The 26,472-nt window shown below is 44.3% G+C and carries 19 protein-coding genes; 9 read left to right on the forward strand and 10 right to left on the reverse strand.

Going from position 1 to position 26,472, the window contains the following annotated elements; all coding sequences use genetic code 11:
• Positions 1–73: 73 nt before the first annotated feature.
• Positions 74–580 (reverse strand): TlpA family protein disulfide reductase, encoded by a 507-nt coding sequence (locus tag CRENPOLYSF2_RS17175; protein WP_087145179.1) that lies wholly within the window; start codon positions 578–580, stop codon positions 74–76.
• 440 nt (positions 581–1,020) lie between these two features.
• Between CRENPOLYSF2_RS17175 and CRENPOLYSF2_RS17185 the strand changes: the two genes are divergently transcribed.
• Positions 1,021–1,425 (forward strand): 6-pyruvoyl trahydropterin synthase family protein, encoded by a 405-nt coding sequence (locus tag CRENPOLYSF2_RS17185; protein ID WP_087145181.1) that lies wholly within the window; start codon positions 1,021–1,023, stop codon positions 1,423–1,425.
• A 23-nt stretch (positions 1,426–1,448) separates the two neighbouring features.
• Here the strand turns inward: CRENPOLYSF2_RS17185 and CRENPOLYSF2_RS17190 are convergent, their stop codons facing one another.
• The 7 genes from CRENPOLYSF2_RS17190 to CRENPOLYSF2_RS17220 form a co-directional block, all read right to left on the reverse strand.
• On the reverse strand, positions 1,449–2,060 hold the full coding sequence (locus CRENPOLYSF2_RS17190) for a PEP-CTERM sorting domain-containing protein (protein WP_176371162.1): 612 nt from the start codon (positions 2,058–2,060) through the stop codon (positions 1,449–1,451).
• 514 nt (positions 2,061–2,574) lie between these two features.
• Positions 2,575–4,230, reverse strand: coding sequence for a glycoside hydrolase family 9 protein (locus CRENPOLYSF2_RS17195; RefSeq protein ID WP_176371163.1), 1,656 nt, complete (start codon positions 4,228–4,230; stop codon positions 2,575–2,577).
• A gap of 620 nt (positions 4,231–4,850) precedes the next feature.
• A complete protein-coding gene (locus tag CRENPOLYSF2_RS17200) occupies positions 4,851–7,265 on the reverse strand; it encodes an acyl-CoA dehydrogenase (protein WP_087145184.1) in 2,415 nt (804 codons plus the stop codon).
• Positions 7,266–7,373: 108 nt separating this feature from the next.
• Positions 7,374–7,994: a hypothetical protein gene (locus tag CRENPOLYSF2_RS17205; RefSeq protein WP_087145185.1), complete on the reverse strand. Its 621-nt coding sequence runs from the start codon at positions 7,992–7,994 to the stop codon at positions 7,374–7,376.
• A 203-nt stretch (positions 7,995–8,197) separates the two neighbouring features.
• Positions 8,198–10,492: a 3-hydroxyacyl-CoA dehydrogenase/enoyl-CoA hydratase family protein gene (locus CRENPOLYSF2_RS17210; protein ID WP_087145186.1), complete on the reverse strand. Its 2,295-nt coding sequence runs from the start codon at positions 10,490–10,492 to the stop codon at positions 8,198–8,200.
• Positions 10,492–11,616, reverse strand: coding sequence for a thiolase family protein (locus tag CRENPOLYSF2_RS17215; protein ID WP_087145187.1), 1,125 nt, complete (start codon positions 11,614–11,616; stop codon positions 10,492–10,494). Before CRENPOLYSF2_RS17215 ends, CRENPOLYSF2_RS17210 begins: the two co-directional genes overlap by 1 nt.
• Before the next feature lie 173 nt (positions 11,617–11,789).
• Positions 11,790–12,323, reverse strand: coding sequence for a Smr/MutS family protein (locus CRENPOLYSF2_RS17220; RefSeq protein ID WP_245808048.1), 534 nt, complete (start codon positions 12,321–12,323; stop codon positions 11,790–11,792).
• Between the two features lie 111 nt (positions 12,324–12,434).
• On the opposite strand from CRENPOLYSF2_RS17220, the gene surE reads away from it, so the two are divergent.
• Genes surE through CRENPOLYSF2_RS17235 form a run of 3 tightly spaced genes read left to right on the forward strand, consistent with a single transcriptional unit; the run spans position 12,435 to position 15,835 of the window.
• Positions 12,435–13,190, forward strand: a complete 756-nt coding sequence (gene surE, locus CRENPOLYSF2_RS17225) for a 5'/3'-nucleotidase SurE (RefSeq protein WP_087145189.1) — start codon at positions 12,435–12,437, stop codon at positions 13,188–13,190.
• Complete coding sequence (locus tag CRENPOLYSF2_RS17230) at positions 13,187–13,846, forward strand: protein-L-isoaspartate(D-aspartate) O-methyltransferase (protein ID WP_087145190.1); 660 nt, start codon at positions 13,187–13,189, stop codon at positions 13,844–13,846. Before surE ends, CRENPOLYSF2_RS17230 begins: the two co-directional genes overlap by 4 nt.
• 42 nt (positions 13,847–13,888) lie before the next feature.
• A complete protein-coding gene (locus tag CRENPOLYSF2_RS17235) occupies positions 13,889–15,835 on the forward strand; it encodes an Ig-like domain-containing protein (RefSeq protein WP_087145191.1) in 1,947 nt (648 codons plus the stop codon).
• A gap of 251 nt (positions 15,836–16,086) precedes the next feature.
• Here CRENPOLYSF2_RS17235 and glgA read toward each other — a convergent pair whose 3' ends face one another.
• The gene (gene glgA, locus CRENPOLYSF2_RS17240; RefSeq protein WP_087145192.1) at positions 16,087–17,538 is read right to left on the reverse strand and encodes a glycogen synthase GlgA; all 1,452 of its coding nucleotides are present in this window, start codon (positions 17,536–17,538) and stop codon (positions 16,087–16,089) included.
• Between the two features lie 259 nt (positions 17,539–17,797).
• On the opposite strand from glgA, the gene glgX reads away from it, so the two are divergent.
• The 3 genes from glgX (at position 17,798) to CRENPOLYSF2_RS17255 (ending at position 21,047) form a co-directional block, all read left to right on the forward strand.
• Complete coding sequence (gene glgX, locus CRENPOLYSF2_RS17245; protein WP_087145193.1) at positions 17,798–19,906, forward strand: glycogen debranching protein GlgX; 2,109 nt, start codon at positions 17,798–17,800, stop codon at positions 19,904–19,906.
• A 355-nt stretch (positions 19,907–20,261) separates the two neighbouring features.
• Complete coding sequence (locus CRENPOLYSF2_RS17250) at positions 20,262–20,504, forward strand: PIN domain-containing protein (protein WP_087145194.1); 243 nt, start codon at positions 20,262–20,264, stop codon at positions 20,502–20,504.
• 327 nt (positions 20,505–20,831) lie between these two features.
• Entirely contained in the window at positions 20,832–21,047 is a 216-nt protein-coding gene (locus CRENPOLYSF2_RS17255) for a hypothetical protein (RefSeq protein WP_087145195.1), read from the forward strand.
• A gap of 110 nt (positions 21,048–21,157) precedes the next feature.
• Here CRENPOLYSF2_RS17255 and glgB read toward each other — a convergent pair whose 3' ends face one another.
• Entirely contained in the window at positions 21,158–23,326 is a 2,169-nt protein-coding gene (gene glgB, locus CRENPOLYSF2_RS17260; RefSeq protein ID WP_419185586.1) for a 1,4-alpha-glucan branching protein GlgB, read from the reverse strand.
• A 326-nt stretch (positions 23,327–23,652) separates the two neighbouring features.
• Between glgB and glgC the strand changes: the two genes are divergently transcribed.
• Both glgC and malQ read left to right on the forward strand, forming a co-directional pair.
• Entirely contained in the window at positions 23,653–24,921 is a 1,269-nt protein-coding gene (gene glgC / locus CRENPOLYSF2_RS17265; RefSeq protein ID WP_087145196.1) for a glucose-1-phosphate adenylyltransferase, read from the forward strand.
• A gap of 69 nt (positions 24,922–24,990) precedes the next feature.
• Positions 24,991–26,469, forward strand: coding sequence for a 4-alpha-glucanotransferase (gene malQ / locus CRENPOLYSF2_RS17270; protein ID WP_087145197.1), 1,479 nt, complete (start codon positions 24,991–24,993; stop codon positions 26,467–26,469).
• Positions 26,470–26,472 lie beyond the last annotated feature (3 nt).

Here is a 26,472-nt window from a genome sequence, read left to right on the forward strand (position 1 = left end):
GGTAACATTATAAAAAATAAACTTAAAGTAATTATCACCCAATATAAGGCGACGGATTCAATTTAAGCGGAATTTATTTTTTTGCCAATAATTCGGTGATTTTCTTTTCAAGCTCGGTTATATCGTTTGCCGTAAAGCCATGATGTACGTGCTGTACCACGCCCAACTTATCCACAATAAACGAGGTGGGCATTGATTCCACCACAAATTTATCAGCCCACTCGCCTTTAGCATCGGTTAATACGTTAAAACCAACGGGAATTTCTTTTAAAAACTGTGCTGCCTTGGTTTTATCTTCATCTAAATTGATAGCAATGATTTCAAAGCCTTGGCTTTTGAGTTTTTTATGTAGCTTATTAAGGAGCGGAAATGACGTGCGGCAAGGTGCGCACCAAGAAGCCCAAAAATCAATATAAACCACTTTGCCTGAATATTGGCTTAAGGTGACAACTTGATCTTGCTGTAACGTGGGTAGTGCAAATTGTGGCGCGGCTTGCCCTGCTTCAGTGGCGTGTATTGATGCGCTAAAGGCACCTGCTATAAGTGTCAGGAAAATTTGGCTTATGTTTTTATTCAACATGATTATTTCCGATAAAAATTACAATTAATACAAGATTACTTCACAGTGTTGAAATTACTGTATTGGATTTATATTAAGAGCAACTTAATAATAAGCGTCGCTGCGTTTAATGCATACTCAAAATAAGCTACTCTTGCTCACAGCCAGATCTCTGTTTTACAGAGAAAGTTTTATTATAAAAGCACAAATCACGCCATTTTATATTTATTTGAATAATAAGTATTTTATTTTTCAAGAGAATATGCTGGCATACCATAATGGCAGTCACTGGCATTATGGTAAGGGTTTTTTGTCGCTGTACCGGCGAGATACCAGACAAGCGGTGTTGAGGATTAACAGGTGTTATGTCAACAAAAATACGTTGATTGCATTTTTTTCATAGTACACTTGCCAGATATTGCCTGTTCAGGCAGCTTTGTTCTAAATTTTAACGGCCTATTATGTTTATCATCACTAAAGAAGTATATTTTTGTTACGGTCATCGATTAATGAATCATGCCGGAAAATGCCGAAATTTGCACGGCCACAGCGTTAAAGCAGCGATTTCTATTGCCAGTGAACAACTTAATGACCACGCAATGGTATGTGATTTTTCAGAAATAAAACAGTGTGTTGAAAGTTATATTGATGAATATTTGGATCATAACTTTTTGCTCCATAAAGATGATCCAATCATGCCCGTGCTACACGCAAATAATGAGCGTTTTTTAGCGCTTGATGAGCATCCAACGGCTGAGGTGATCAGTAAAATGATTTATCAGCATATTAAAAAGTCTGGTTTTAATGTTACTCAAGTAACACTCTGGGAGACAGCCAGTGCTTATGCGTGCTATCAAGAAAATTAAACAGCCATAAGCACTACCAAAAATTAGGCACGTTTATGTTGGCTACGCCTTTTTAATGATGCAAAACTCACCATACCAATGCCTAGTGCTCCCATAGGGGCAGGTTCTGGTTCGTTAGAGGCTGAGTTTAGGCTTTGATTAAACATCCCATCCCACATAACTTGTCTAACACCCAGACTTTTCCACATGCGAAAATTGAGTGACTCTAGTTCGTATGCGGGTGCTTCAAAATAAAGATTTGTTTTTGTAAAATTTATTTTATCGTGCGTTGCGTCATCGTAAATAGTATGCGGCGACCATAACGAATCTAACTGATACGTTTCATCTGTCGTTAAGCCGAGATTACTCATAAATGCGTCTGCTGTTATTGATAGGAATGCCGTGTAAGAGTTGATTGCAGGAGACGTGATTGATAGCGTTCGCTCGCTTAAAAGATTGTAAAAAAAATAGACGCTGCTAGTGTTTGTGCTTTGGTCGTTGTTGGTATTTAATCTCATCGCGGTTGATGTTCGCCGCCAGTGTATCTCAGGCGATTTTTTAAAAATATCGGTACTGATAACCGTTGCAAAAGCTGGCGTAATTACTGAGCACAAAAGCATAAGGGCAGAGACGCATCTACCGTGGTGGTGTTTCATAATGAGAGTCCCTGGCGGAATATAATTATATGATGTAGTGACTGAGCTCACGCTAATGAACAGGTTATCAAAAAAACCAGCACTACCAACCGCAGGTATTATGTTTTTGATCCTAGGCTCAAAAGACATAAAAGCAAAAATTATGCCATGTTTAAATATAAAAATAAAATACCGTTTTATCAGATAACTACAATTTCATTGGCAGCGTCTCAATAGGGAGTGGGTGAAATTTTTTACGCTGACTGATAAAAAAACAGACATACAGTTTCGACTAGTACTTAGTCAATCTTGATATGTCGGGTATATTTTTGACCGGTGTGAGGCCTAAGAGGTTTTTAAAACCTCGTAGGTCTTTATAGCATCCGACAGAATAATATTGACTGAGTACTAGCAACTTAGGAACGCGCACGAAATAACTTAAGCAAGTTCATGCTTCGACAAGCTCAGCACGAACGGTGGCTGTAACTGTCCTAAGTTGAAAACGCTGTATATGAACCGTATAGGAGAACAACCGTTAGTTTTTTAACGTATTTAATGACGTAATAAGTAAAATTGAATTAGCGCTATAAACTAGCGAAGGTTCACTGTTGGCATAACTTTCAATTTTTGGGGAATACACAGCTCTATCAGAATCAAGGAGTTCTTTTTTTGAAAAATTAGTTTTTTTCATTTCTGTCATGGCAGCCGCTCCACCAACCACCGCGCCTTTAGGTAGGTTATTACCGAAAACACTGGCCCAATGATGTGGTGTTGCAGGTGAGTTTAAACCATAACCTACAACAAAGCTGGCTCCCCACGGATTAAGCCCCAATAGCCAGTCACGCGCTCGGCTGGCTACAGACGCATCTTTAATTAAATTGGCACGCTTAGCAAAAGCGATAATTGCACCGTGCGAGCCATTAAATCCTGATTGCCCCCAATACATGTGCCCTGGTGTGCCCCACGGTGCATTATCGATAGTTGCTGTGGAAATCGCCTCTTGTGCTGCGGTGTGTAAATAATCACAGGCGAATTTTTGTATTTTGATATTTTTGGTCGCGTCATGATTTAGCGCACCACATAAATTGGCAGCAGTCAGCACCCCTACCGAAGCGACTGATAACGTATGATCAATATCATCCAAATAGCGGTAAGCGTCTTGTTGGTATTGGGTTTTTCCGGTTAAACGCCATAACATAACAGCAGCGATGCTCATATCGTCGTGCCACGTTAAATTGTCGTAAAAATGCCCAGGTAGCTGTTGATCGGAATGATTGGCTTTACCTTGTTCATACCACTGCTTAGCCTGTGTTAACAGTTTTCGACGCGCTTTACCACTATTGCGTTCAGCGGCGAATGCCAGTGCTGCGGCTGTTTTGCCCATCATGCCCGATAAAACCGAAGGATAAGCAAGCCGATGACCTATGCCAGGTAGTTTAGATTGATCGTCTGTAGCCGGATCACGAAAACCAAGCGCATGGTCGCTCATATCGCCTATCTGGCCAATAAATAAATCGGGTCGTGGGTGCGCCTTCAGTAGCCAGCGAATACCCACATCGGCTTCATTATTTAACGCATCGGCATTGACAGGATCAAGCTTGGCAGCTATTTGCAGGATAATAGCCGCATAGGCAGTGGTGTCGGTAAAATGTATTTGATCACCTGCATCCATCCACCCGCCGGTAAAATCAAATTTTTTGTTATCGTAACGCCCGCCTTTTACGGTGGCATCATGTAAATGTGCTGGCTTATGCAAAGAAGAGTTTTCTTTGCCATCGCGATTAGCAAGAAATATCCCCAGTAAGGCGATAACTAATTCGCTATTAGCCTTAGCATCAATAACCCAAGGCTCAGATTTCAATTTATCGACGTGAATACGGTAGCGGCCAACGGATTTAAAACTGGAAAAATCAGCGCTTGCGGCATAAGCCCACGGTTCTGAGGTATTAGCTGCTTTTAGCTTACCTGTGAAAACGGTCTCACCTTTCTCATTGTCTAGCGTAAAGGCTTTATCGGCGTAAGAACGCTGTGATACTACAACAGCAATTTTCGTTTGATGCGGTCTAGATGGGCCACCGCTGCGTATGGCATCTGGCAATGTTGCGGCTAGGCTTTTAAATTGTGTCACCGTTGTAATAATTAATAATGACGTGCATAAAAAACGGGCTAATCGAGATATGTTTTTTTTCATGGGCATAATTTTACTTTTACATTTAAGGGGTGGTCATAGACACAGAACGTTATTAGCTGAACCAGTAATAACCGTACGCTTTTTATTTTTTGACAAGATCAGTTTAAGAAATGTGTATGAAATAACGTGAACAGCTAAAGCGTCTCTTTAAGAGGAAAAGCTTAGTTTGAGGGGATTAAATGCTCAAGTTATTTCGTGCGCGTTCTTAAGCCACGCATAAACTTACAGTGATTTTAATCAGAAAAGGCTACCGATTTATTTTGTTGAGTATTGCAAAGAGCTTGTAGGGTGGTTTCGTGCCAGCAAACCGCTAATCAATGCTTATGCCAATGTCCAGTAGACGTATTGTGGCGGATTGCCTGGCGGCGAATTCACCGTTATATCTTGATTTTGTCGTGTGTTGCAAAGACCTACGAGGTTTTTAAAACCTCGTAGGTCTCACGCTGATCAAAAATATACCCGACATACCAAAATTGACTGAATGCTAGCGGTTTAAGGCTGGGTATAAAATAGCAAACACGTTATTTTATGTTGCTACGGTAGATCCAATTCTGAATATCTTATTCAAAAACCTAATTTTAATAGAGAGTTAACCATAAGCGCCTAATCTTAAACACGCCTTATTGTTTGGCATTTAATTGTTCGGCACTAAAATCATCAACGCTAATCGCTGCAAATCGCGCCGCCTCAGCGTTTATAAACAACTCATATTCTGCTTGGTTAATAATCGACTTTACCCGTGCTTCATCAATAATTTGCGTTAATGCGGCTTTGGGTAATTGTTTTAATTTTTGTGCGTTACGCAGCTTGGCCTCTACCGGTGCTGCGGCTAACACCGCTTTGAAAGCCACTTCAATTCTGCCGGTGGCATCTTCAGGATGATTGTTGATATAAATCCCTAGGGTTAAACGGTCACGGCTGGCACTCTCAGATAGCAACACGCTTGCCGTTTGGTGTATTAAACGGTCACTCGGCGGTGAACAAGGTTTCCCCAATGGAAACATAAGGCCACGCAACAGCCAAGCTACAGGACGCAGCGGTAATTTCCAATAAATCGCCAATAACGCTTGTTGGGCACGGTACAACGTATGCTGGCACGCCCAATGCAGCAACGGCAAATCGTCTTTAAGACAACCTTGATTTTGATAATGCTTGAGCACGCACGAACACAAATACAGATTGCTGAGCACATCGGCAAAACGCCCCGACAAGCGTTCTTTGCGTTTCAATGAGCCACCCAGTGTTAGCAAGGCAAAATCCGCCAATAGTGCAAAGCCCACGCTCAAACGGGTAATGTGTTGATAATACCGCCTGGTGTCATTATCGCCAGGGGTTTTAATAAAGCGGGCATCGGTTAAACCAAACCACAAGGCAGCCACTTTATTGCGCCCCCAAAAACCAATATGCTGGAATAATAAACGGTCAAATTCGGCCAGATTGCCTTGCTGTATGGCGGCCATTTCCTGTTGTATGTACGGGTGACAACGGATTGCACCTTGGCCAAAAATCATCAGCGTGCGGGTTAAAATATTAGCACCTTCCACGGTAATACTGACTGGAATCACCTGATATAAACGTCCCAAATAATTTTTAGGCCCAAGGCAAATACCCGAACCGCCTTGTATATCCATCGCATCATTCACCACACGGCGCATACGTTCGGTGAGTTCATATTTTAATATGGCGGAAATCACCGCCGGTTTTTGGCCATTATCCAGAGCGGCATTGGTCACACACCGCGCGGCATCTAATATATACGTCTCACCGGCCATGCGTGCCAACGGTTCTTCTATGCCTTCAAATTCACCAATGGGCAGGTTAAATTGCTTGCGGATACGTGCGTAAGCGCCGGTGTTACGGCACACTAATTTACCCGCACCCACACTGAGCGCAGGCAATGAAATGGCGCGTCCGGTACTCAAACTTTGCATGAGCATTTTCCAGCCGTTGCCCACTTGGGCCACGCCACCAATAATCCAGTCCATCGGAATAAACACGTCTTTGCCCCAGTTAGGGCCGTTTTGGAAAGCAGAGTCTAGCGGATAATGACGGCGGCCTATGGAGACACCTTTGGTATCAGTGGGTATCAAAGCCACGGTAATGCCAATATCTTGCACGTCACCGATGAGCTTGTCAGGGTCATAGAGCTTAAAGGCCAAGCCTAAAACACTGGCCACAGGGCCTAGGGTGATATAGCGTTTTTCCCAATTTAAGCGTATGCCCAGTACGTTGCGCTTGCCGTTAAACGTGCTGCGGCAGACGATGCCTGTATCAGGGATGGCGCTGGCATCGCTACCGGCATGGGGGCCTGTTAAAGCAAATGCAGGGATTTCTTCACCGCTGACCAAGCGGGGTAAGTAAAAGTTTTTTTGCTGTTCCGTACCGTAGTTAAGCAGCAGTTTTGCAGGCCCTAAGGAATTAGGTACCATCACGGTTACCGCCGCCGTGGTGCAGCGGCTGGCTATTTTCATTACAATGATTGAATGTGCGGTTTCAGAAAACGCCAATCCACCGTAGTTTTTGGGGATGATAATGCCGCAAAACTTGTGCTGCTTAATGTAGTCCCAGACTTCTTTGGGTAAGTCGTTACGGTGGTGGGTAATATCCCAGTCATCGAGCATGGCACACAGGGTTTCAACAGGGCCATCAATGTAAGCTTGCTCTTTGGCCGTTAATTGAGCGGCGGGTAAATTTTGTAAAATACGCCAATCCGGATTACCCGAAAATAATTCGGCATCCCACCAGGTATTACCGGCATCTAAGGCTTCTTGTTCGGTTTTAGAAATAGGTGGCAAGGCTTTTTTCATCCATTGAAACAGCCAGCGACTGACCAGATGACGGCGAATAGCAGGTATGTTAAGTGGTATAAAAATACCTAAGTAACACGCCCATAGACTTTGATTGAAGGGGGTTAAACCTTGAAATAAAAGATAATCTGCTAGTAACACGCCCACGACTAAGGTTGCAACAGGGATACAAATTCTGTAATAAAACAGGATTGATACGGTAATCAACAGCGCCAATAGCCAGAACATTGTTATTCCCCTTTTATAGGGTGATAATCTTCCGTCATTATTTCAGCTCCTATAATGAGTACGAGAGCGGTAACAGGAGAATCCTATTACCGCCTGTTTAACTAAGTTTTAAGGCGTTAAAGGTGAGGCTGTAGGCAATGCACGGAAATATTCGTACATTGCTTTTAAATCAGTTGTACTTAGATTTTGGTAAACTGGCCACGGCATTACTTGAATTATTCGCGTTGCATCATGTGGATCTTTACCCGTCCGCATCACATTTATAAACTCATCTTTCGTTAAGCCCGCTGGCTTCCCACTGATATCGGGTCTGAGATTATCTGCGGTATATCCTTTAAAAGCGATAACTTCAGGCGTTGTTGCTGTGGCTGGTTTAGCGGCGATGGCACCAAATATTCTGCCGCCACCAAGATATCTAGCAAAATCGATAACGGCCACTTCACCCTTAAAAGGATCTCCAGATGAGTAAACACTACTGGAAGGCGGTGTGGTTTTTGTTGGTGCGACATGGCAACTGTTGCAATTGCCAATAGCGTTGACCAAATAGCTACCGGTTCTAACTAATCCGATATTTTTTTTCTTTAAGTTAAGTACTACGCCTGGCGGATTATACGGGATGACAGGATTCCACCCGTTGTTGGCCATTACCGTTGCACTAAAAGATAATGAGCCAATTGCTATTACAGGGATAATCAGTTGACATGAAAAATTAATAAGTTTGTTTAGCATGATTTTTTCCTTATTTATGAATTAAGAGTGTATTTAGCTTAAATTGCCCAAGCGCGACTTTGGGATTAACTAATAAAACCGCTTATAATTCTGTTCTGACTTATTTGAACACAGTGATATTCTCCACACTGAATTCTAATGCTACACCTAAAACAGGGGCTTAACAATATTACAAGCCTCGTTATAATCTTAAATAAAAAACACTAATTTCTTAACGGTTTGCCAGTTTTTAACATGTGCTCTAACCTAGCTAACGTACCGGCTTGCTTGGTCAGTGTTACAAAGGCATTCAGCTCCAACTCAAGCATATCAGCTTCCGACAGCGGTTCGGTGATATCGCAATCACCACCACTTAATACATAAGCCAGTTGTGTGGCCACGCTTACATCGTACTCGGTGGCTTTACCTTGCGCCTGCAAACTGTTAACCTCCATCAGTAACAATACATCAGCGGTTTTACCAGGCAAGGGGTAAACACTCGGCTGTGGTGGTGTATAATTTTTGCTCAACAGCAACGCCTTAGCTTTGGCATCCGCCAGCAAGCGATTTTTATTCATGCTAATGCCATCGCTGGCACTTAAAAATAACAGTTCTTTGGCTTCTGCGGCTGATTTAGATACCTTGGCCAGCCCCAGGGTTTCAAAAGCTTTGACTACCGGCGGCACTGGGCCTTTGGGCAATTTGGCAAAATTCAGCCAGCGGCGTAAATATTCTTTGCAACCGCCCCAGCCAGGGATAAGACCAACACCCACTTCCACTAAACCCATATACAATTCGGCATGAGCCTGGATCGCATCGCAATGTAACAGGATTTCGCAGCCACCGCCCAACGCCAAACCAGAGGGCGCTGCAACCACCGGAAAAGGCGCGTATTTTAACGCCTGATAAGTGTGTTGGCCTTGGCTGATTAATAATTCCACCGCCGACCAATCCTGATGATGAATAGCCTTAATCAATAAGCCTAAATTGGCACCGGCAGAAAAATGTTCGCCGTCATTGTGTATCACCAAGGCGCTAAAACCGGCATTCACCTTATCAATACTGTGCCGAATCAACGCCATGCTGTCCATATCCAGCGTGTTCATTTTGCTGTGGAACTCCAGACAAGCCACGCCATCGCCAATATCCCATAAACTGGCCGAGGCATTGCTTAAGATAGTCGGGTGCAGGCGTTTCATATCGGCCAGTTGTAACAAGGCTTTGTCACGACGCACCGGCTGATACACACTGGTTAAGGTAGCAAAATGCAACTGCCCCGTATTAACCAGATACAAGGCTTGTTTATTGCGCAATAACGCCGGCACTGGGCGTTGTTCTGCCTGTAGTCTAGCCACAAAGTTGTCCACACCGATGCGATCCAGCAACTCAAACGGCCCGTATGCCCAATTGTAACCATCGCGCATCGCTGCATCTACGGTGACGATATCGTCGGCAATCTCCGGTATTAAACTTGCGGCATACTGCAAGGTTTGGGATAACACCCGCCAAGCGTATTGAGACAGCTTATCCGGTGCCACCAGCAATGCGGCTAAATTGTCAGTTTTAGGCGCGTCGATTTTATGGCTAGGGCTGTATTCGCCGGTACGCAAATTAATCGATTCTTTAATATGCTGAGTATTTAAACGGTAAAAGCCGCCTTTGGCTTTTCTGCCGGTAAATCCTGCCGCAATCATATCTTGTACGCGTTGCGCCAGCTGACTGATGGCCTGAAACGCATCGTCAGGCGGCAAGGCGTGGCTCATGCTGTGCAAAATCGGTGGAATTAAATCCAGACCGATTAAATCCAGCAAACCAAACACGCCGGTTTTAGGGATGCCAAACGGTGTGGATAATATGCTATCGGCTTGCTCTACACTTAGTTCCAGCTCAATCGCCTCCAAAATAGCGCATTGCAACCAGTAAATACCGATGCGATTAGCGATAAAACCTGGGGTGTCGTTGCACAACACGCAATTTTTACCCAGTTTTACATCGGCAAAATCTGTAACGGTGTTGATGAGATCAGGGCGCGTGTTTACAGCCGTTACCAATTCTAATAAGCGCATGTAACGTGGCGGGTTAAAAAAATGACTGATCATAAAGCGTTCGGCAAAGCCCTCGCCCAGGCCGTCTACCAATACCGCTAACGGTAAGGTAGAGGTATTGGAAGAGATAATGCAATCTTTATGACATACCGTTACTAATTTTTGGTACAACGCTTGTTTAATCTGCGGTTTTTCGACCACAGCTTCAATCACCCAATCCACATCAGCCAATAACGCTAAATGATCTTCAATATTGCCAGGGGTAATTAAGCGGGCATTGCTGGGGTGCATAAAAGCGGCGGGGTCGGCTTTAAGCAACTTTTGGATGGCGGTTTCAGCAATTGCGTTACGATTGCTGCCTTGCTCAGGGACAATGTCTAGTAAATACACAGGAGTACCGGCATTGGTAAACTGTGCCGCAATAGCCGCCCCCATAACGCCTGCGCCGATAACGGCAACTTTATTGATGGCCATTAGATTGCCTCCAAAAGCGTGGCAATGCCTTGGCCACCTCCTATACACTGCGTGGCCAAGGCGTATTGTTTGCCTTCGCGTTGCAACAAGCTAGCCGCCTTGCCAACAATACGCGCCCCCGTTGCGCCCAAAGGATGACCTAACGCCAGTGCGCCACCATCCAAATTAAGTTTGTCCAAGGCTATTGGCAATTTTTGCAGCACCGCTAACGCTTGCGCAGCAAAGGCTTCATTCAGTTCGACAATATCAATATCTTCCAGTTTTAATACCGCACGCTGCAAAATTTTATGGGTTGCCGCCACAGGCCCCATGCCCATGATGTCAGGTTCACAGCCAGAGACGGCGGTGGCTTTAATACGCGCCATTTTTTTCAAACCGTGCGCATCGGCGTAATCCTCACTGCACACTAACACAGCGGCTGCGCCATCGGTAAGCGGTGAAGAAGTGCCTGCGGTTACTGTGCCGTCTTTTTGAAAAGCTGGTGGCAGTTGCTCTAAATCATGCACGGTAGAATCGGGGCGTAAACAACTGTCTTTGCTCATGCCGGCAATGGTGATAATTTCGCCGTCCAACCGACCTTGTTGCTGAGCTAAATAGGTTTTTTGCTGGCTGGATAAGGCGAATATTTCCTGATCAATACGATCAATTTTATAGCGCCGTGCCAGATTTTCTGCGGTATTGCCCATGCTCATATAAGCCTGTGGGAAACGCTCGTAAAGGGCAGGATTGGGCATAAAGTTATAACCGCCCATCGGGATGCGGGTCATCGATTCAACGCCAGCACAAATAAACACCTCACCGGCATTCATTTGGATAGCACCGGCAGCAATGTGAATAGCCTGCATGGACGAGCCGCAAAAGCGGTTGAGCGTCATACCCGCTACTGTGACCGGCAAATCGGCCAAGAAAACCACTAAGCGGGCTAAATTCATGCCTTGCTCAGCCTCTGGGAACGCGCAACCTAAAATTAAATCTTCAATATCCTCAGGATTAACGCTGGTTTTGGCCATTAAGCCTTTGACAACTTGTGCAACTAAGTCGTCTGGGCGTATTTTGCTTAATAAGCCTTTGTGCGCAGGTGCGAAAGGGGAGCGACAATAACCGGCAATAACAACGTTTTTCATTGTGTATTCTCCTGTAAAGGTTGATTCGGTGAGTTAACAGCCCATTAATTGGCACTGTTATCGCATAGTTGAAGCATACTCCAATAGACACAAGATGTTTAAAAATGTTTCATTTTTAGGGGGTAGATTGTCCATAGAAAACACAAAAACACGAAAAAGGGTGTCATCAGCCACTAATAAGCCTCGCCACTTAAATCATCGTACTTTTCAGCCAGCTGCAACAAGACTACCAATGCCCCAGCACCACCGTGTCTAGGGGGTGCCGAACAAAATGCCAGTACGTATCTGTGCTGTCTTAGCCAACTATTCAGATTGTTTTTTAATACCGGATGATTGTCTGGTGAACGATAGCCTTTACCGTGGATAATATGCACACAGCGTCTGCCGTTTTCCACGCTATGATGCAAAAATTGTATTAACTGTTGCTTAGCCGCCGCACTGCTTAAGCCATGCAAATCAATTTCTGCATCTTGGCCAAAATAGCCTTGCCGCAAGCGTTTGAGCACATTTTTTTGTAAGCCATCGGCACTAAAACTCAAGGTATCTTCAATACTGAGTTTTTCCAGCACGGTGTCATCATGGGCTAAAAAATAATCGTCTATGGTTATCTGTTGGCGTTTAGGCACAGGCTTGGTTTTAACAGGTTGATTAAGTAATACTTTGTCGCTGTTAATTAACTGCACCTTGCCCACTGTATTTCTAAACAAGTGACTATCTTCTGAACTAATATTTTTTTTTGGCACGAAAGCTGATTTTGTTGGCTATAGTTGCTAGTATGTTTGATTTTATAGCGTATTCCGCTTTAGAGCGATTGATAAATGCACATTTTGTTGAGTAATGATGACGGGTATCTTGCCGAGGGTTTGACGGCATTGGCGGATGCGTTACGTAGCTACGCCACTATTACCGTGGTAGCACCGGATAGAAACCGCAGTGCTGCCAGTAATTCCTTAACATTGGAAATGCCACTGCGTGCCACTGAAACTGAAAATGGTTTTATAAAAGTCGATGGTACGCCCACCGATTGCGTGCATTTGGCGATTACCGGTTTACTGGCCAAAGAACCCGATATGGTGTTTGCTGGCATTAATCACGGTGGCAATTTAGGCGATGATGTGTTGTATTCGGGCACAGTGGCCGCCGCTACCGAAGGCCGTTTTTTAGGCTTGCCAGCGGTCGCTATTTCTTTAGTGGGTTATCCTGCGGTACATTTTGAGACCGCCGCCCACGTTGCCATAACCTTGTTGCAACAACTTATCAAGCAGCCTTTACCTAAAGATACTATTTTGAATGTTAACGTACCGGATATTCCGCTAAACGAATTAAAAGGTTATCAGGCCACGCGCCTGGGTCAACGCCATAAATCCGAGCCTGTGATCACCAGCACCGATCCACGAGGGCGCTTAATCTATTGGGTAGGGCCGCCTGGTGCTGAGCAAGATGCAGGAGAAGGTACTGATTTTTATGCGATTAATGCAGGTTACGTCTCGGTTACACCGCTGCAACTGGATTTAACCTGGTACGATCGTATTCAACAAGTGCAAGCCTGGTTACCAACGGTTAATACGCAATGATGCCGCATTTGCAAGGCATTGGCATGACATCCCAGCGTACCCGTGATCGTTTAATTACACGCTTATCAGAGCAAGGTATTACCAATCAGAAAGTTTTGGACGTTATCAGTAAAACGCCTCGGCATATTTTTGTCGATGAAGCGCTAGACAGCAGAGCTTATGAAGATACTGCATTACCTATTGGCTATAATCAAACTATTTCGCAACCTTATATTGTTGCTAAAATGACCGAATTATTATTAGAGTTTGGTTATTTACAAAAAGTACTGGAGATCGGCACAGGTTGTGGTTATCAAGCGGCTATTTTGTCGCAACTGGTAGGCCATGTGTATACGGTTGAAAGAATTTTACCTTTGCAGCGCAAAGCAATAAACAATCTACGAGAATTAAAACTTAAAAACATCAGTTATTTGCACAGTGATGGCGGCAGTGGCTGGCCAGATTATGCGCCGTTTGATGGCATTATTGTGACTGCGGCACCGCCAATTATTCCACAAACACTGTTACAACACTTGGTTATTGGCGGTGTTATGGTTATTCCTGTTGGTAATGATATTAGCCAAAAGCTCTATCGTGTTGTGCGTAAAGTAGATGGTTTTTCTATTGAGACACTCGAAAATGTCAGTTTTGTACCCTTTTTATCGGGTAAAGAATAACGTGTTACTCAACGTTCGGTTTTTTTATAAATGAGGTTTACTATGAAACATGCACAATGGCTGATTAGCGTTATCGGTTTTTGCGCAATGACGCACGTTTACGCTGCTGAGATTTTTAGCTTTTTAGACAGCAAAGAAGAAAGTCGGGAATCGTTCGGGGCAATTAATAACAGCACTGACTTTTGGGGTACGGATCAAAGTGCGAGCGCTAATGACGGCAGTCAATTAGTCGGTTTTCATATTAATACTAATGGCAGCGTTAGTCGAACAGCGTATCCTAATTCTTATATTGCTGATCTTAAGCCGAAAAACAGTGAAATTTCACACGGTTTAGATAACGCCAGTGGTTATGTAGAGCAAGTTTGGCCTTTACCAAATGGCGATGTTTTATTTACTAGCGAAATTCTTCCTAAACGCTCCAGTTATCTGTACAAATTCAATTCCAAAACCGGAACGGTGGGAAATAATCCGCCCAATTACGATAATAAACAAGCGCTGATGAACATGGGCGAACGCGGTGGCGTGCCGCAAGCGAACATTCGTAGTTTACATCACCGTTCTGTGTTGTTTGCTAAGCTACCCCATAATAAAACCGCATTATTTTATGGCGAATACAATGTCAGTGATAAAAACTGGGTGGCACTGTGGAAATCCACGACTATGGGGGATACTTGGGACAAAGTCATCGAGTGGAATACTGTCGGTCAGCAAACACGGAACATTCGTGGCATTGTACAAAATCCCTACAACGGCTGGATTTATATATTATTAGGCGATACCGATTCGGAATCCGCTATTATTGCCTGGGACGGCGTTTCAGTAGCACCGCTCGACAATACAGCACTTGATAAAATAGCTGATTATAAAGGTTGGAAAATTACCGCTGGCTCACAACGCGTAAGAACAGGAGATTTGGTTTTTACCCCACCCCCCAATGGTAAATGTGTTTGGATTCCCGATGTTGACACGCTGAAGCCAGGTGAAAAACTTTACGGACAACGGGCTAATTACGATTTAACAGGGCTTGAAGCTACTGGCGAAGTGCCTTATGTTGATCATATTCCGCCGATATTGGGCGCACGTAGCACTACCGGTAATATTTATTGGGCTTCTTTTAGAGACAGCCTTGCCACGGAAAAGAAACTTCATCTGTGGAAGTCAACTGACTCAGGTTTGCATTGGGGCTTAGCCGCTAAGGTGGATATTTATACCGATTGGACGGTTGTGCCGCAAAATTTACGTGTTTATGGGCTGGTGACACAAGATCAAATTACCGATACCTTAAGCCTTAATGGCCGTGATCTTGAGTTTGTTGCCACGGGCAAAAAAATAGGCAGTACGGCTAATTTTCTTAGCAAAACAACCGGTTTACATAACCCGACAGTTACAATGCCAGATACCGCAGCAACGCGATTAGGTCTGAGCAGCATTATTGAGGTGACTAAAAACGATAATAATGCCGCTGACAGTAAAGCCGTTATTATGGGCGCACCAACACACGGTTCTGTGCTGCCGTCTTGTTGTGGCAGTATTGAATACACGCCCAATCGTGGTTTTGCAGGCACAGACAGCTTTCGTTACGCTTTGCAAAATGCGGCCGGGCTTTCTAATACATCGACAGTGGATGTTGCTGTGCTGTACTCTAAAAACGACACCTACACCGGCGTTGCCAATAGCGCTAGCAGCCAAACTTTTTCAGTGACGGCGCTTAACAGTATTGGTAAAAATGACTTTCCTGTAGACTTTATTGGGCGTACATTTGCTGTCAGCAGTCGCATAAAAAGAATTGGCGGCACGGGCAAGGCGTATATTGCGTTAAAACTTAATACCACAACAGGGGCTTTTAGTTATACACTTACTACACCTGTTTTAGCGTTAACAAATGCTCAAAAACAAGCCGCTAAGCGAGGCGTATACCAATTCACATACAATACAACAGCCAATGGTGTATCAACATTGCCAGCGACAGTTACCATAACGATTAAATAGTTACAGCGTTTTCAACGTAGGACAGTTACAGCCACCGTTCGTGCTGAGCTTGTCGAAGCATGAACGGCACACTTCGACAAGCTCAGTGCGAACGGTTACGCTGTAACTATTGAACTGTGAAAACGCTGTAACTGTGATGTATTTGTTCCGCGCGATAGCATACTAACTGCGCACCGTGCGTTGGCTAAAAAGCCGTTGACTTAGGATTCAACAAACGCACGAAGAGTAGTTTTAACAATCTAACCGATAAATCAATGCCGCTTCAGTGGTAGGATCGTGTTGTATAAGGCAAGATACTGCTTGGCACTTTGTTGCCAGGAAAAATCAGCACTCATGGCATTTTTTTGCATGTCTTCCCAAATATCGCACATGTCATACAAAATTAAAGTGCGTTTGATGGCTTCCATTAACGCACTGGCATTGGCAGCGTTAAACACCACACCGGTTGCGGTGTTATTAGCGATGGTTTCTGGAATGCTGTCAATAACCGTATCCGCCAGGCCACCGGTTTTTCTAACAATAGGAATAGTACCATAACGCTGGCTGTACATTTGGTTTAGACCACACGGCTCAAAACGTGATGGCATTAAGAAAATATCGGCACCGGCTTCAATTAAATGCGCTAATGCTTCATTATAGCCAATAGTAATAGACATTTTGCCAGGGTGTAAGTCCATTAGGTGGTGTAACTGCTGCTCATAGACTTTGTCGCCACTGCCCAATAAAACAAATTGCACCGGCATGGTTAATAATTCTGGCAGGCAGTCTAAAATTAAATCAATCCCTTTTTGCTCTACCAATCGACTAATTAAGCCAATTAGCGGTATGTTATTGTTGATGGGTAAGGACAGCTGATTTTGTAGGGCGGTCTTATTGTCTTGCTTTTGGTTTAAAGTGTCGCTGTTATAGTGTTTATGCAGATAACTATCGGTTTCAGGATTCCACTCATTAACATCAATACCGTTAATAATGCCGAGTAAACGTTCGTTGTGGTGGCTTAATAAACCTTCAAGTCCGTAACCAAATTCTGCATTCTGAATTTCTTGTGCATAGCTTGGACTAACGGTGGTAATGCGATCAGCATATACTAAGCCGCCTTTAATAAACGATAACATGCTATGAAATTCCAAGCCTTCCGGTTGCCATAATTGCCCTGGTAGGTTCAAGGATGTCAGTACGCTGGAGGGGAACAAGCCCTGATAAGCCAAGTTATGAATAGTAAAAATACAGGCAGGGCGGTTATCTTCCAATGATAACAAGGCAGGCACCAGACCGGTTTGCCAATCGTTGCAATGCACAATATCGGCTTGCCAATCCAGTTGCGCTCGGTTCATGGCCACTTCAACGGCAATCTGGCATAGCAAAGCAAAGCGTTCGGCATTATTGCTCCACGGATTGCCCAGTTCATCAACATAAGGATTACCGGCTTGTTGAAAAAATTCAGGGCAATCAATTAACCATACCGCAATCAGGCTACCTGGCATGTGGGTTTCCAATATTTTAATGTCGCGGTTATCTATGCGTAATGAGCATCTGACATACACCTTGGAAAAAGTTTTTATGGCCTGGTAATACGGCATAATAATTTTAATATCCTGACCTAATTCGGCCAAGGCTTTAGGCAAGCTGCCGGACACGTCGGCTAAACCGCCCGTTTTAATAAAAGGATGAGCTTCGCTGGTAACAAAAAGTATTTTTTTCATGGTGTTTTTTCAGGTTCTCTTAAGATTTCTTACAATTTTAACGGTACTTGATAGCAAACCACCAACGCTCTGTTAAGATACAAGCAATTCTATTCTGCGGTGATTGTAAATGTATTGTAATTTAGAACTTGAATACTGTGTTCACGAAAGACTAAAATTGCCGCCCCAAATACTCGCAGTAAACCCAATAATTAATCAGCACGCCTAAGTTTGGCGCTTGCTATGAGGACAAATACACCTAGTTAGGGCGTAAAGATTTATGGAAAAAAAACTGTACCAAATAAAGCCAGGCACACCGTATCCTTCAGGCTCTAAGCTGAGTCACGGCGGGATTAATTTCTCAATTTTTAGTCGCCATACTACGCGCGTGGAATTATTATTATTTGATAGCTCGGACAGCGCAGAGCCGTTTCAAGTTATCGAATTACAGCGGGAAATTAATCGTACTTTTTTTTCTTGGCATGTGTATATATTGGATTTGCCCGTAGGCACTTGGTATGCCTGGCGGATGGACGGGCCGAATAATGTCCGTGAAACCGGTTTGCACTTTGACAAAGATAAGTTGTTGCTTGATCCGTGGGCGCGTGCGGTCAGTCATAAAAACTGGGATCGGGCGGCGGCGTGTAGAGCGGGTGATAATAGTACAACTGCGATGCGCTGTGTGGTGGTTGACGACAGCTATGATTGGCAAGGTGATACGCCGCTGCGGGTGAGTAGCGAGAAGTCGATTATTTATGAACTGCATGTAGGTGGTTTTACCAAGCACCCGTCTTCCAAAGTAACACACCCAGGCACGTTTTCGGGCTTGATAGAAAAAATCCCTTATCTGCAAGAGCTGGGTATTACTCATGTTGAATTATTGCCTGTTATGGCATTTGATGAGCAAGATGTACCGCATTCAACCGCCGCCTTAGGTTTAAAAAATTACTGGGGTTACAGCACGCACAGTTTTTTCAGTCCGCACCCAGGCTATTGCGTTACACCGGAACAGGGCACGCATATTCAGGAATTTCGTGATCTGGTAAAGGCGCTGCACAAGGCCAAAATAGCCATTATCATGGACGTGGTATTCAATCATACCTCGGAATCTGGCGTGGATGGGCCGATTATTAACTTCAGGGGTATTGGCGACAATATTTTTTATCATCATGATAAATATGATAAAAGTATTTTTCGCGATTATACCGGTTGCGGTAATACCATTAATGCCAATCACCCGTTGGTCACCCGCTTTATCATCAGTTGTCTGGAGTACTGGGTTAAGGAAATGCACGTTGATGGTTTTCGCTTTGATTTGGCCAGTGCCTTATCACGCGGTGAAGACGGCGAAGTGCTGCCCGACCCACCGGTGTTATGGGGTATTGAATTATCCAAGCGGCTAGCCAAAACCAAATTAATTGCCGAAGCCTGGGATGCGGCGGGTTTGTATCAGGTAGGGAGTTTTCCAGGTTACCGGTGGGCAGAATGGAATGGTATATACCGAGATATAGTGCGGCGTTTTGTGCGTGGTGATAAAGGTGTCATTAAAGATTTGGCCACCCGATTATGTGGCAGCAGCGATTTGTACGAGCACCAAGGACGTTTACCGATCAGCAGTATTAATTTTGTCACCTGCCATGACGGTTTTACCCTGAGCGATTTGTTCAGTTATAACCAGAAGCACAATCTGGCCAATGGTGAAGACAATCGCGATGGCTGTAATAACAGTAACAGCTTTAATTGCGGGGTGGAAGGAGCTACTAATGAAATTTCAATTTTGCGCCTACGCAGAAAATTGGCCAAAAATGTTTTTGCTATTTTGTTGCTAAGTCAAGGCGTACCCATGTTGTTGGCCGGTGATGAAATACTCAACAGTCAACAAGGCAATAACAACAGTTACTGTCAGGATAATGCTATTAGCTGGATTGATTGGCGAAAAACTCAGCAAAATGCGGATATTTTATGTTTTGTTCGTAATATGATTGCCTTGCGTAAACGTCATGCGTCTATTATGCGTCGGCGCTTTTTAACCGGCAAACTTGTGGAGGGCAGGGATATTGCCGATATTACCTGGCACGGTATTCAGGTTAATAAGCCGCTGTGGGATGACGCGGAGGCTCGATTATTGGCGTTTACCTTAGCAGGTTACGATGCCGAAGAGGCTGATCTGCACATTGTGATGAATATGTCCGATCAAGTAATAGCGGTAGAGTTGCCGCTGATAACCGGCAAGATATGGTATTTGGCGGTGGATACGGCTTTAGCATCACCGCACGATAATATTGCGCCAGAGCATCAGCAGTGTGTTACTAAACCGCATTATACGGTGGCGGCACAATCTGTTGTGGTGCTGGAAAATAAAGATGCGGGTGTGATGACATTGAAATAAAGTACGCAGTTGGCGCTTATCTGGCAGTTATGGATTAAGGATTCCACTGTTTCTGATTATCATAACGACTATGACGATGATTACGAAGATAATAAGCCACTCCCACCTATCATTACAGTGCGTCCAAGTAAGAAAAATAGACGTTAGGTTTTGGTTTTATTGTGAGAGTGGATTGTACTTTTAAATCGAACAAATGCTGCTTGTTGTTTATTCCCTTTGATATACTGCAGGGATGAAAATATATCTTGATAACTGTTGCCTGAATAGACCGTTCGATGATCAATCGAGTCCACGTGTTCATTTGGAGGCAGAGGCGGTAAAGGCCATTATTTCTTTATGCGGAGAAGGGCGGTGGTTGCTTGTTAGTAGTGATGTATTGGCTTTTGAAATTAATAATGCACCGGATATACAGCGTAAAAGAATTCTCCAATTGATTGGTCAACAATCAAGCAAAGTTATTCCCCTGACAGAGAGTATCAGGCAAAGAGCAAAAATCTATGAAACTTCGGGCTTGCAAGCGTTTGATGCCTTACATTTGGCAAGTGCTGAAGGTGAGGTCGATGTTTTTCTAACCGACATTCCGCACCCCTATTCATAATTTTATGATTAAATTTAATTTAATAATTTCAGTACGTTATAAATTTGTCGAATTTTTGGCGTATTTTCAAAGTCATTTATATCAGCTTATATTTAAGAAAAAAAAACGAGAGATGAATTTTTCTTGTTTTAATTCGAAAGTCTAAAATCCAAAAAAATACTAAAATTCATTAAATATCAATATGTTATTTAAATGCTGAATTTTTATTTAGGGGTGCGGAATGTCGGTTCTAACAACAGATGACAAATTTTATAAAAAGGCACAACAGTTTTCCAGCTTAACCGTTAAAGTATTGAACCCGTTGCAATGGCTAGAAGAGGTTTTACCATGAGTGCTGTAATACATTACCCAACCGAGCATGAAATTCAGCAGCAAGCTTTTCAAGCACTACACAGCAGTCTTGGCGTAGTCGGTTTAATTAGGTTTATGCAACAGTATGACAAAGGCTACGGTAATTACACGCTTGATCGTCAGGAATGGCAAAAAACCTATAGCGTAGATAGTTTATTTGCTGAAATTAAAGCCACAATTCCTTCGATTTAGTAATATCTCCGTTCTTGTATGTGTTTGTTAGTCCAACAAGCTTCAGCATTACACCCGATCTAAGTCCTGAGCCTAAGAACGAGCGTAACACCGATTTACATTAGTGCGCTTTAAATCCGCTTAAAAATAATAGCCCCCAACGGTGGCAAAGTCAGATTAATCGATTGTAATTGGCTCATCCACGGCTTAGGTTCTGATACCGCCATGCCATTACCGGCATTACTGCCGTAGTAGTATTCGGAATCTGAGTTGAAAATCTCTTTGTAGATGCCCGCTTCAGGCACACCGATACGGTAATTGTGTCTGGGCACAGGGGTAAAATTAAGAATCACAATTAAATCTTCCAAATCACTCTTCCGGCGGTAACTGATGATGGATTGCTGTACGTCATGGCAATCGATCCATTCAAAACCGTCGCCTTCAAAATCATGCGCATACAGTGCCGGATGGCTTTTGTACAGCTGATTTAAGTCTTTTACCAAGGATTGTACGCCACGGTGATGTGGGTAATCCAATACGTACCAGTCCAGGGTTTTATTGGCGCTCCATTCGGTGCCTTGGCCAAATTCACAGCCCATAAACAACAGTTTTTTGCCAGGATAAGTGTACATCATGGTGTATAACAAGCGTAGATTGGCAAACCGCTGCCACATATCACCTGGCATTTTATTAATCATCGAGCCCTTGCCATGCACCACTTCATCGTGTGAGAAGGGCAGGGCGAAGTTCTCGGAAAAGGCGTATAACATGCCAAACGTCAGCTTGTCGTGATGATATTGCCGGTGGATAGGTTCTTGGCTCATGTAGCTTAAAATATCGTGCATCCAGCCCATATTCCATTTCATGGAGAAACCCAGGCCGCCTGTCCAGGTGGGGCGCGTTACTTGTGGCCATGAGGTGGATTCTTCGGCCATCATCACCGTGCCAGGGTGTTGCGAGTGAGTGACGGTGTTTAATTCCCGTAAAAACTCGATGGCTTCCAGATTCTCGTTACCGCCGTAGATATTGGGTATCCAGTCATTGGCTTCGCGTGAATAATCCAAATACAACATAGAAGCCACTGCATCCACGCGCAAGCCGTCGATATGGAATTCTTCCAGCCAGAACATGGCGCTGGCGATCAAAAAGTTTTTCACCTCGTTACGGCCATAGTTATAAATTAACGTGCCCCAGTCGCGGTGTTCGCCTTTGCGCGGATCGGCGTGTTCATACAAGGCACTGCCGTCAAAATTAGCCAAAGCAAAGGCATCTTTAGGAAAATGTGCCGGTACCCAATCTAAAATCACCCCCAGATTATTTTGATGACAGGTATCGACAAAAAACCGGAAATCATCCGGCGAACCATGACGACTGGTGGGAGCAAAATAGCCGGTGGTTTGGTAACCCCACGAGCCATCAAACGGGTGTTCAGTAATCGGCAGTAATTCAATATGGGTGTAACCCATAAATTTAACATATTCAACCAGCTCTACCGCTAATTCCCGATAGCTTAGAAAATTGCCCAACGGATCACGTCGCCACGAACCTAGGTGTACTTCGTATATCGACATTGGGGTATGTTGCCAATCACGTTGGCCACGTTGTGTTAGCCAGTGTTGATCTTGCCAACGGTAATTTTTTTCATCAACAATAATGGATGAGGTATTGGGGCGGAATTCAAATTGCTGGCCGTAAGGATCAGATTTCAGCAAAATCTCGTTACTGTAACGGTTTAAAATTTCAAACTTATACAAACAACCAATGCTTAACCCTGGAATAAATAATTCCCAGATACCGCTTCCGCCCAAGCTACGCATCGGGTGGCAACGGCCATCCCAGTGATTAAAATCACCGACTATGCTCACTCTACCGGCATTGGGAGCCCATACCGAAAATAATACCCCGTCGATACTGTCTATACTGTGTAAATGGCCGCCGAGTTTTTGGTAAATATGCCAATGTTTGCCCTCACCAAATAAGTGCTGATCGAAAGCCGGTAATTGTGCGGTAAAATCATAAGGGTCATAATTTTCATGGGCTTGCTGATTTTTATCGGTCCACGCCAGTGTGTAATGTGCCGGTAATGTATCCGCGTTAACAGGCGCGATAAAAAAATCTGTACCGACGACACGCTCAAAAATGACATCATTGTTACCTAATCGCACAGTTTCTGCCGATGGCAAATACACGCGGATGTGTAACTGACCATCCACCTCATGACGACCCAGCACCGCAAACGGATCATGGTGTTTGGCATCGGCTATTTTTGTAAAATCGGCATTAAGTGGGTTTGTTGGCACTGGAATAGCCTCGGCTGTGGGTTGCAATGAGGTTTTTGTGGCGGTTTTTTGTGGCTTAGCCGATTTTTTGGCTATTTCGCTGGCAACAACGGCGGCAGGTTCGGGCGCTATAACAGGCGTAGCCGGTGTTTTAGTTTTGGTGCTGCGCGTGGCTTTGGGGGCTACAGCTGGAGGTAATTCCGGTGTTTCCGTGGGAGCTGTCGCATTATTTGTTTTTTTTGTAGTTTTTTGCACTTGTAAGAGTCCCGCTGTAGTATAGAATAATCGCTACGCAGATGTTACCAAACACCACCATAGAAGTGAATCTATTCATCAGGAGATTACGCATGCCAAGCTCAAATCAACAAAATACTCATCAATTAGCCCGAAACACTATCGCGTTAATCTTGGCCGGCGGTCGGGGTTCACGGTTGATGAATATGACGGACTGGCGTGCTAAGCCCGCCGTACCGTTTGGCGGTAAGTTTCGGATTATCGATTTTCCCTTATCCAATTGCGTTAATTCCGGCATACGCAAGATAGGCGTATTAACCCAGTACAAGGCGCATTCATTAATTTTGCATATCCAACAAGGCTGGGGATTTTTACGCGGCGAGTTTGGCGAATACGTGGAATTATTTCCCGCGCAACAGCGCCACGATGAAGACTCCTGGTATAAAGGCACCGCCGATGCGGTATTTCAGAACATTGATATTTTACGCACTCGCAAGCCCAAACATATTTTAATTTTGGCCGGTGATCATATTTACAAAATGGATTATGGCGCGATGCTGGCGGATCATGTTGAAAAAAATGCTGATTTAACAATAGGTTGCATAGAAGTCTCGCTGGAAGAAGCCACTGCGTTTGGCGTGATGGATGTCGATGCTAATCGTCGGGTAAAAGCGTTTGTGGAAAAGCCGGCCAATCCGCCAGTTATGCCAGGGCGTACCGATACCGCATTGGCATCAATGGGTATTTATATTTTTAACGCCGACTTTTTGTATGAGCAATTGATTAAAGATGCTGATACCAAAGGTACAACGCACGATTTTGGTAAAGATATTATCCCTGCCGTGATTGACAAATACATGGTCAATGCCTATCCCTTCTTAGATTTGCAAAGCGGCGAACAAAGCTATTGGCGCGATGTAGGTACAATTGATGCCTATTGGTCGGCTAATATGGAATTGATTGGCGTTAAACCCAATATGAATATTTATGATAAAGCGTGGCCTATCTGGACTTACCAAGAACAATGCCCCCCCGCTAAATTTGTGTTTGACGACGATGACAGACGCGGTGAAGCGGTGGATTCTATGATTTCCGGTGGTTGCATCGTATCGGGTGCGAAAGTACGGCATTCGTTGTTGTTTTCCAATGTACGGGTTAATTCTTACACCACGGTGGAAGATACCATTGTGTTGCCACAGGTGAATATTGGTCGCCATTGCCGTATTACCAAAGCCATTATTGAAAAAGGCTGTGAAGTGCCAGAAGGCACGATTATTGGTGAAAACAGAGCCGATGATGAAAAACGTTTTCACGTCAGTCCCGGCGGTGTGGTGTTGGTGACACCGGATATGTTAGGGCAAAAATTGCGTTATGTTCGCTAAATAGCCCGGAAGTTTTGTGGTTGGTTTTTCAGCAGCATTAGACAGATGTAATCAGGGAATTTAGAAACAATGAATGATATTTTAAACACGCGTCGTGCCGGAGTGTTATTGCACATCACGTCGCTGCCCGGCAATCAGCAACAAGGTGATTTGGGGCAGGAAGCCTATCATTTTGTTAATTTTTTGCATGAAACAGGTGTGAGTGTATGGCAAACATTGCCGCTAGGTGTTACCCATTATGATGGTTCGCCGTATCAATGTTTGTCTGCACACGCCGGTAACCCTGGGCTAATTAGCTTAGATGGGTTGGTTCAGCAAACCTGGTTGTACGCGCCGGTGAATTCTGCCAGCTATTCTGATGTCGCCGACCATGACAGAGCGTATCTCTTGACGGAAGCGTTTCATGGTTTTAGCCAACGGGCGAGTGCTGTACAAAAAAAGGCTTTTAAGCAATTTTGCTTAGATAAGGCGTTTTGGCTGGAGGATTTTGCGTTGTATACGGTATTGCGCCAAGAGTTTGCGCAGCAATGCTGGAATCAATGGCCACAGGCTTTAAAAGAGCGTGACACTAAAGCATTGGCTGCGGCACAGCGTAAATTTAAGCGCCAGATTGAGGTAATTAAATTTCAGCAATATGTGTTTTTTACCCAGTGGCTGGCGTTAAAAGCTTACGCTGAGCAAAAAAATGTGTATTTATTCGGCGATATTCCCATTTTTGTGTCTTACGACAGCGCCGATGTGTGGGCGAATCGACAGGTATTTAAGCTGGATGCGTCGGGTGAAATGCTGGTGGTGGCGGGTGTGCCACCGGATTATTTCTCCGAAACCGGACAGCGTTGGGGTAATCCGCATTACAACTGGGAGTATTTGCAAGCCACCGGTTTTGCCTGGTGGCTGGACAGAATGCAAACCCAGCTGGAACAGTTTGATGTGCTGCGTATCGATCATTTTCGTGGTCTGGAAGCGGCCTGGGAAATCCCTGCACACGAGGAAACCGCGATACACGGCACTTGGGTAACCGCACCAGGCAAACCCCTGCTAGCGGCGATTATGGCTAAATTTGGCCAGATTGCTTTAGTAGCAGAAGATTTGGGCATTATTACTGCGGAAGTTGATGCCTTGCGTGATGATTTCCAGTTACCGGGTATGAAGATTTTGCAATTTGCTTTTGGTGGCGGTGCAGACAATCCCTATTTGCCGCATCGGCATGAGAAGAACTCCGTGGTGTATACCGGCACGCATGATAACGACACCACCGTGGGTTGGGTGGATAAGTTAACTGATGATGAGCGCCGGTATATCAATGAGTATTTGGATTACCCACAAGTGCCTTTGCATTGTGCGTTAATTCATGCAGCGTTGGGTTCGGTAGCTAATTTGGCCATTATTCCGATGCAGGATATTTTGGAATTGGGTACGGAACATCGCATGAACACGCCGGGCACTACCGAGGGCAATTGGCACTGGCGTTTCCAATGGCAGCAATTAACGCCGGAGCGGGTGGCTCGATTGACGCATTTAGTGGGTTTGTTTAATCGTCGTGCGTAAGCC

Source organism: Crenothrix polyspora (genome assembly GCF_900163755.1).
Classification (GTDB): Bacteria; Pseudomonadota; Gammaproteobacteria; order Methylococcales; family Methylomonadaceae; genus Crenothrix; species Crenothrix polyspora.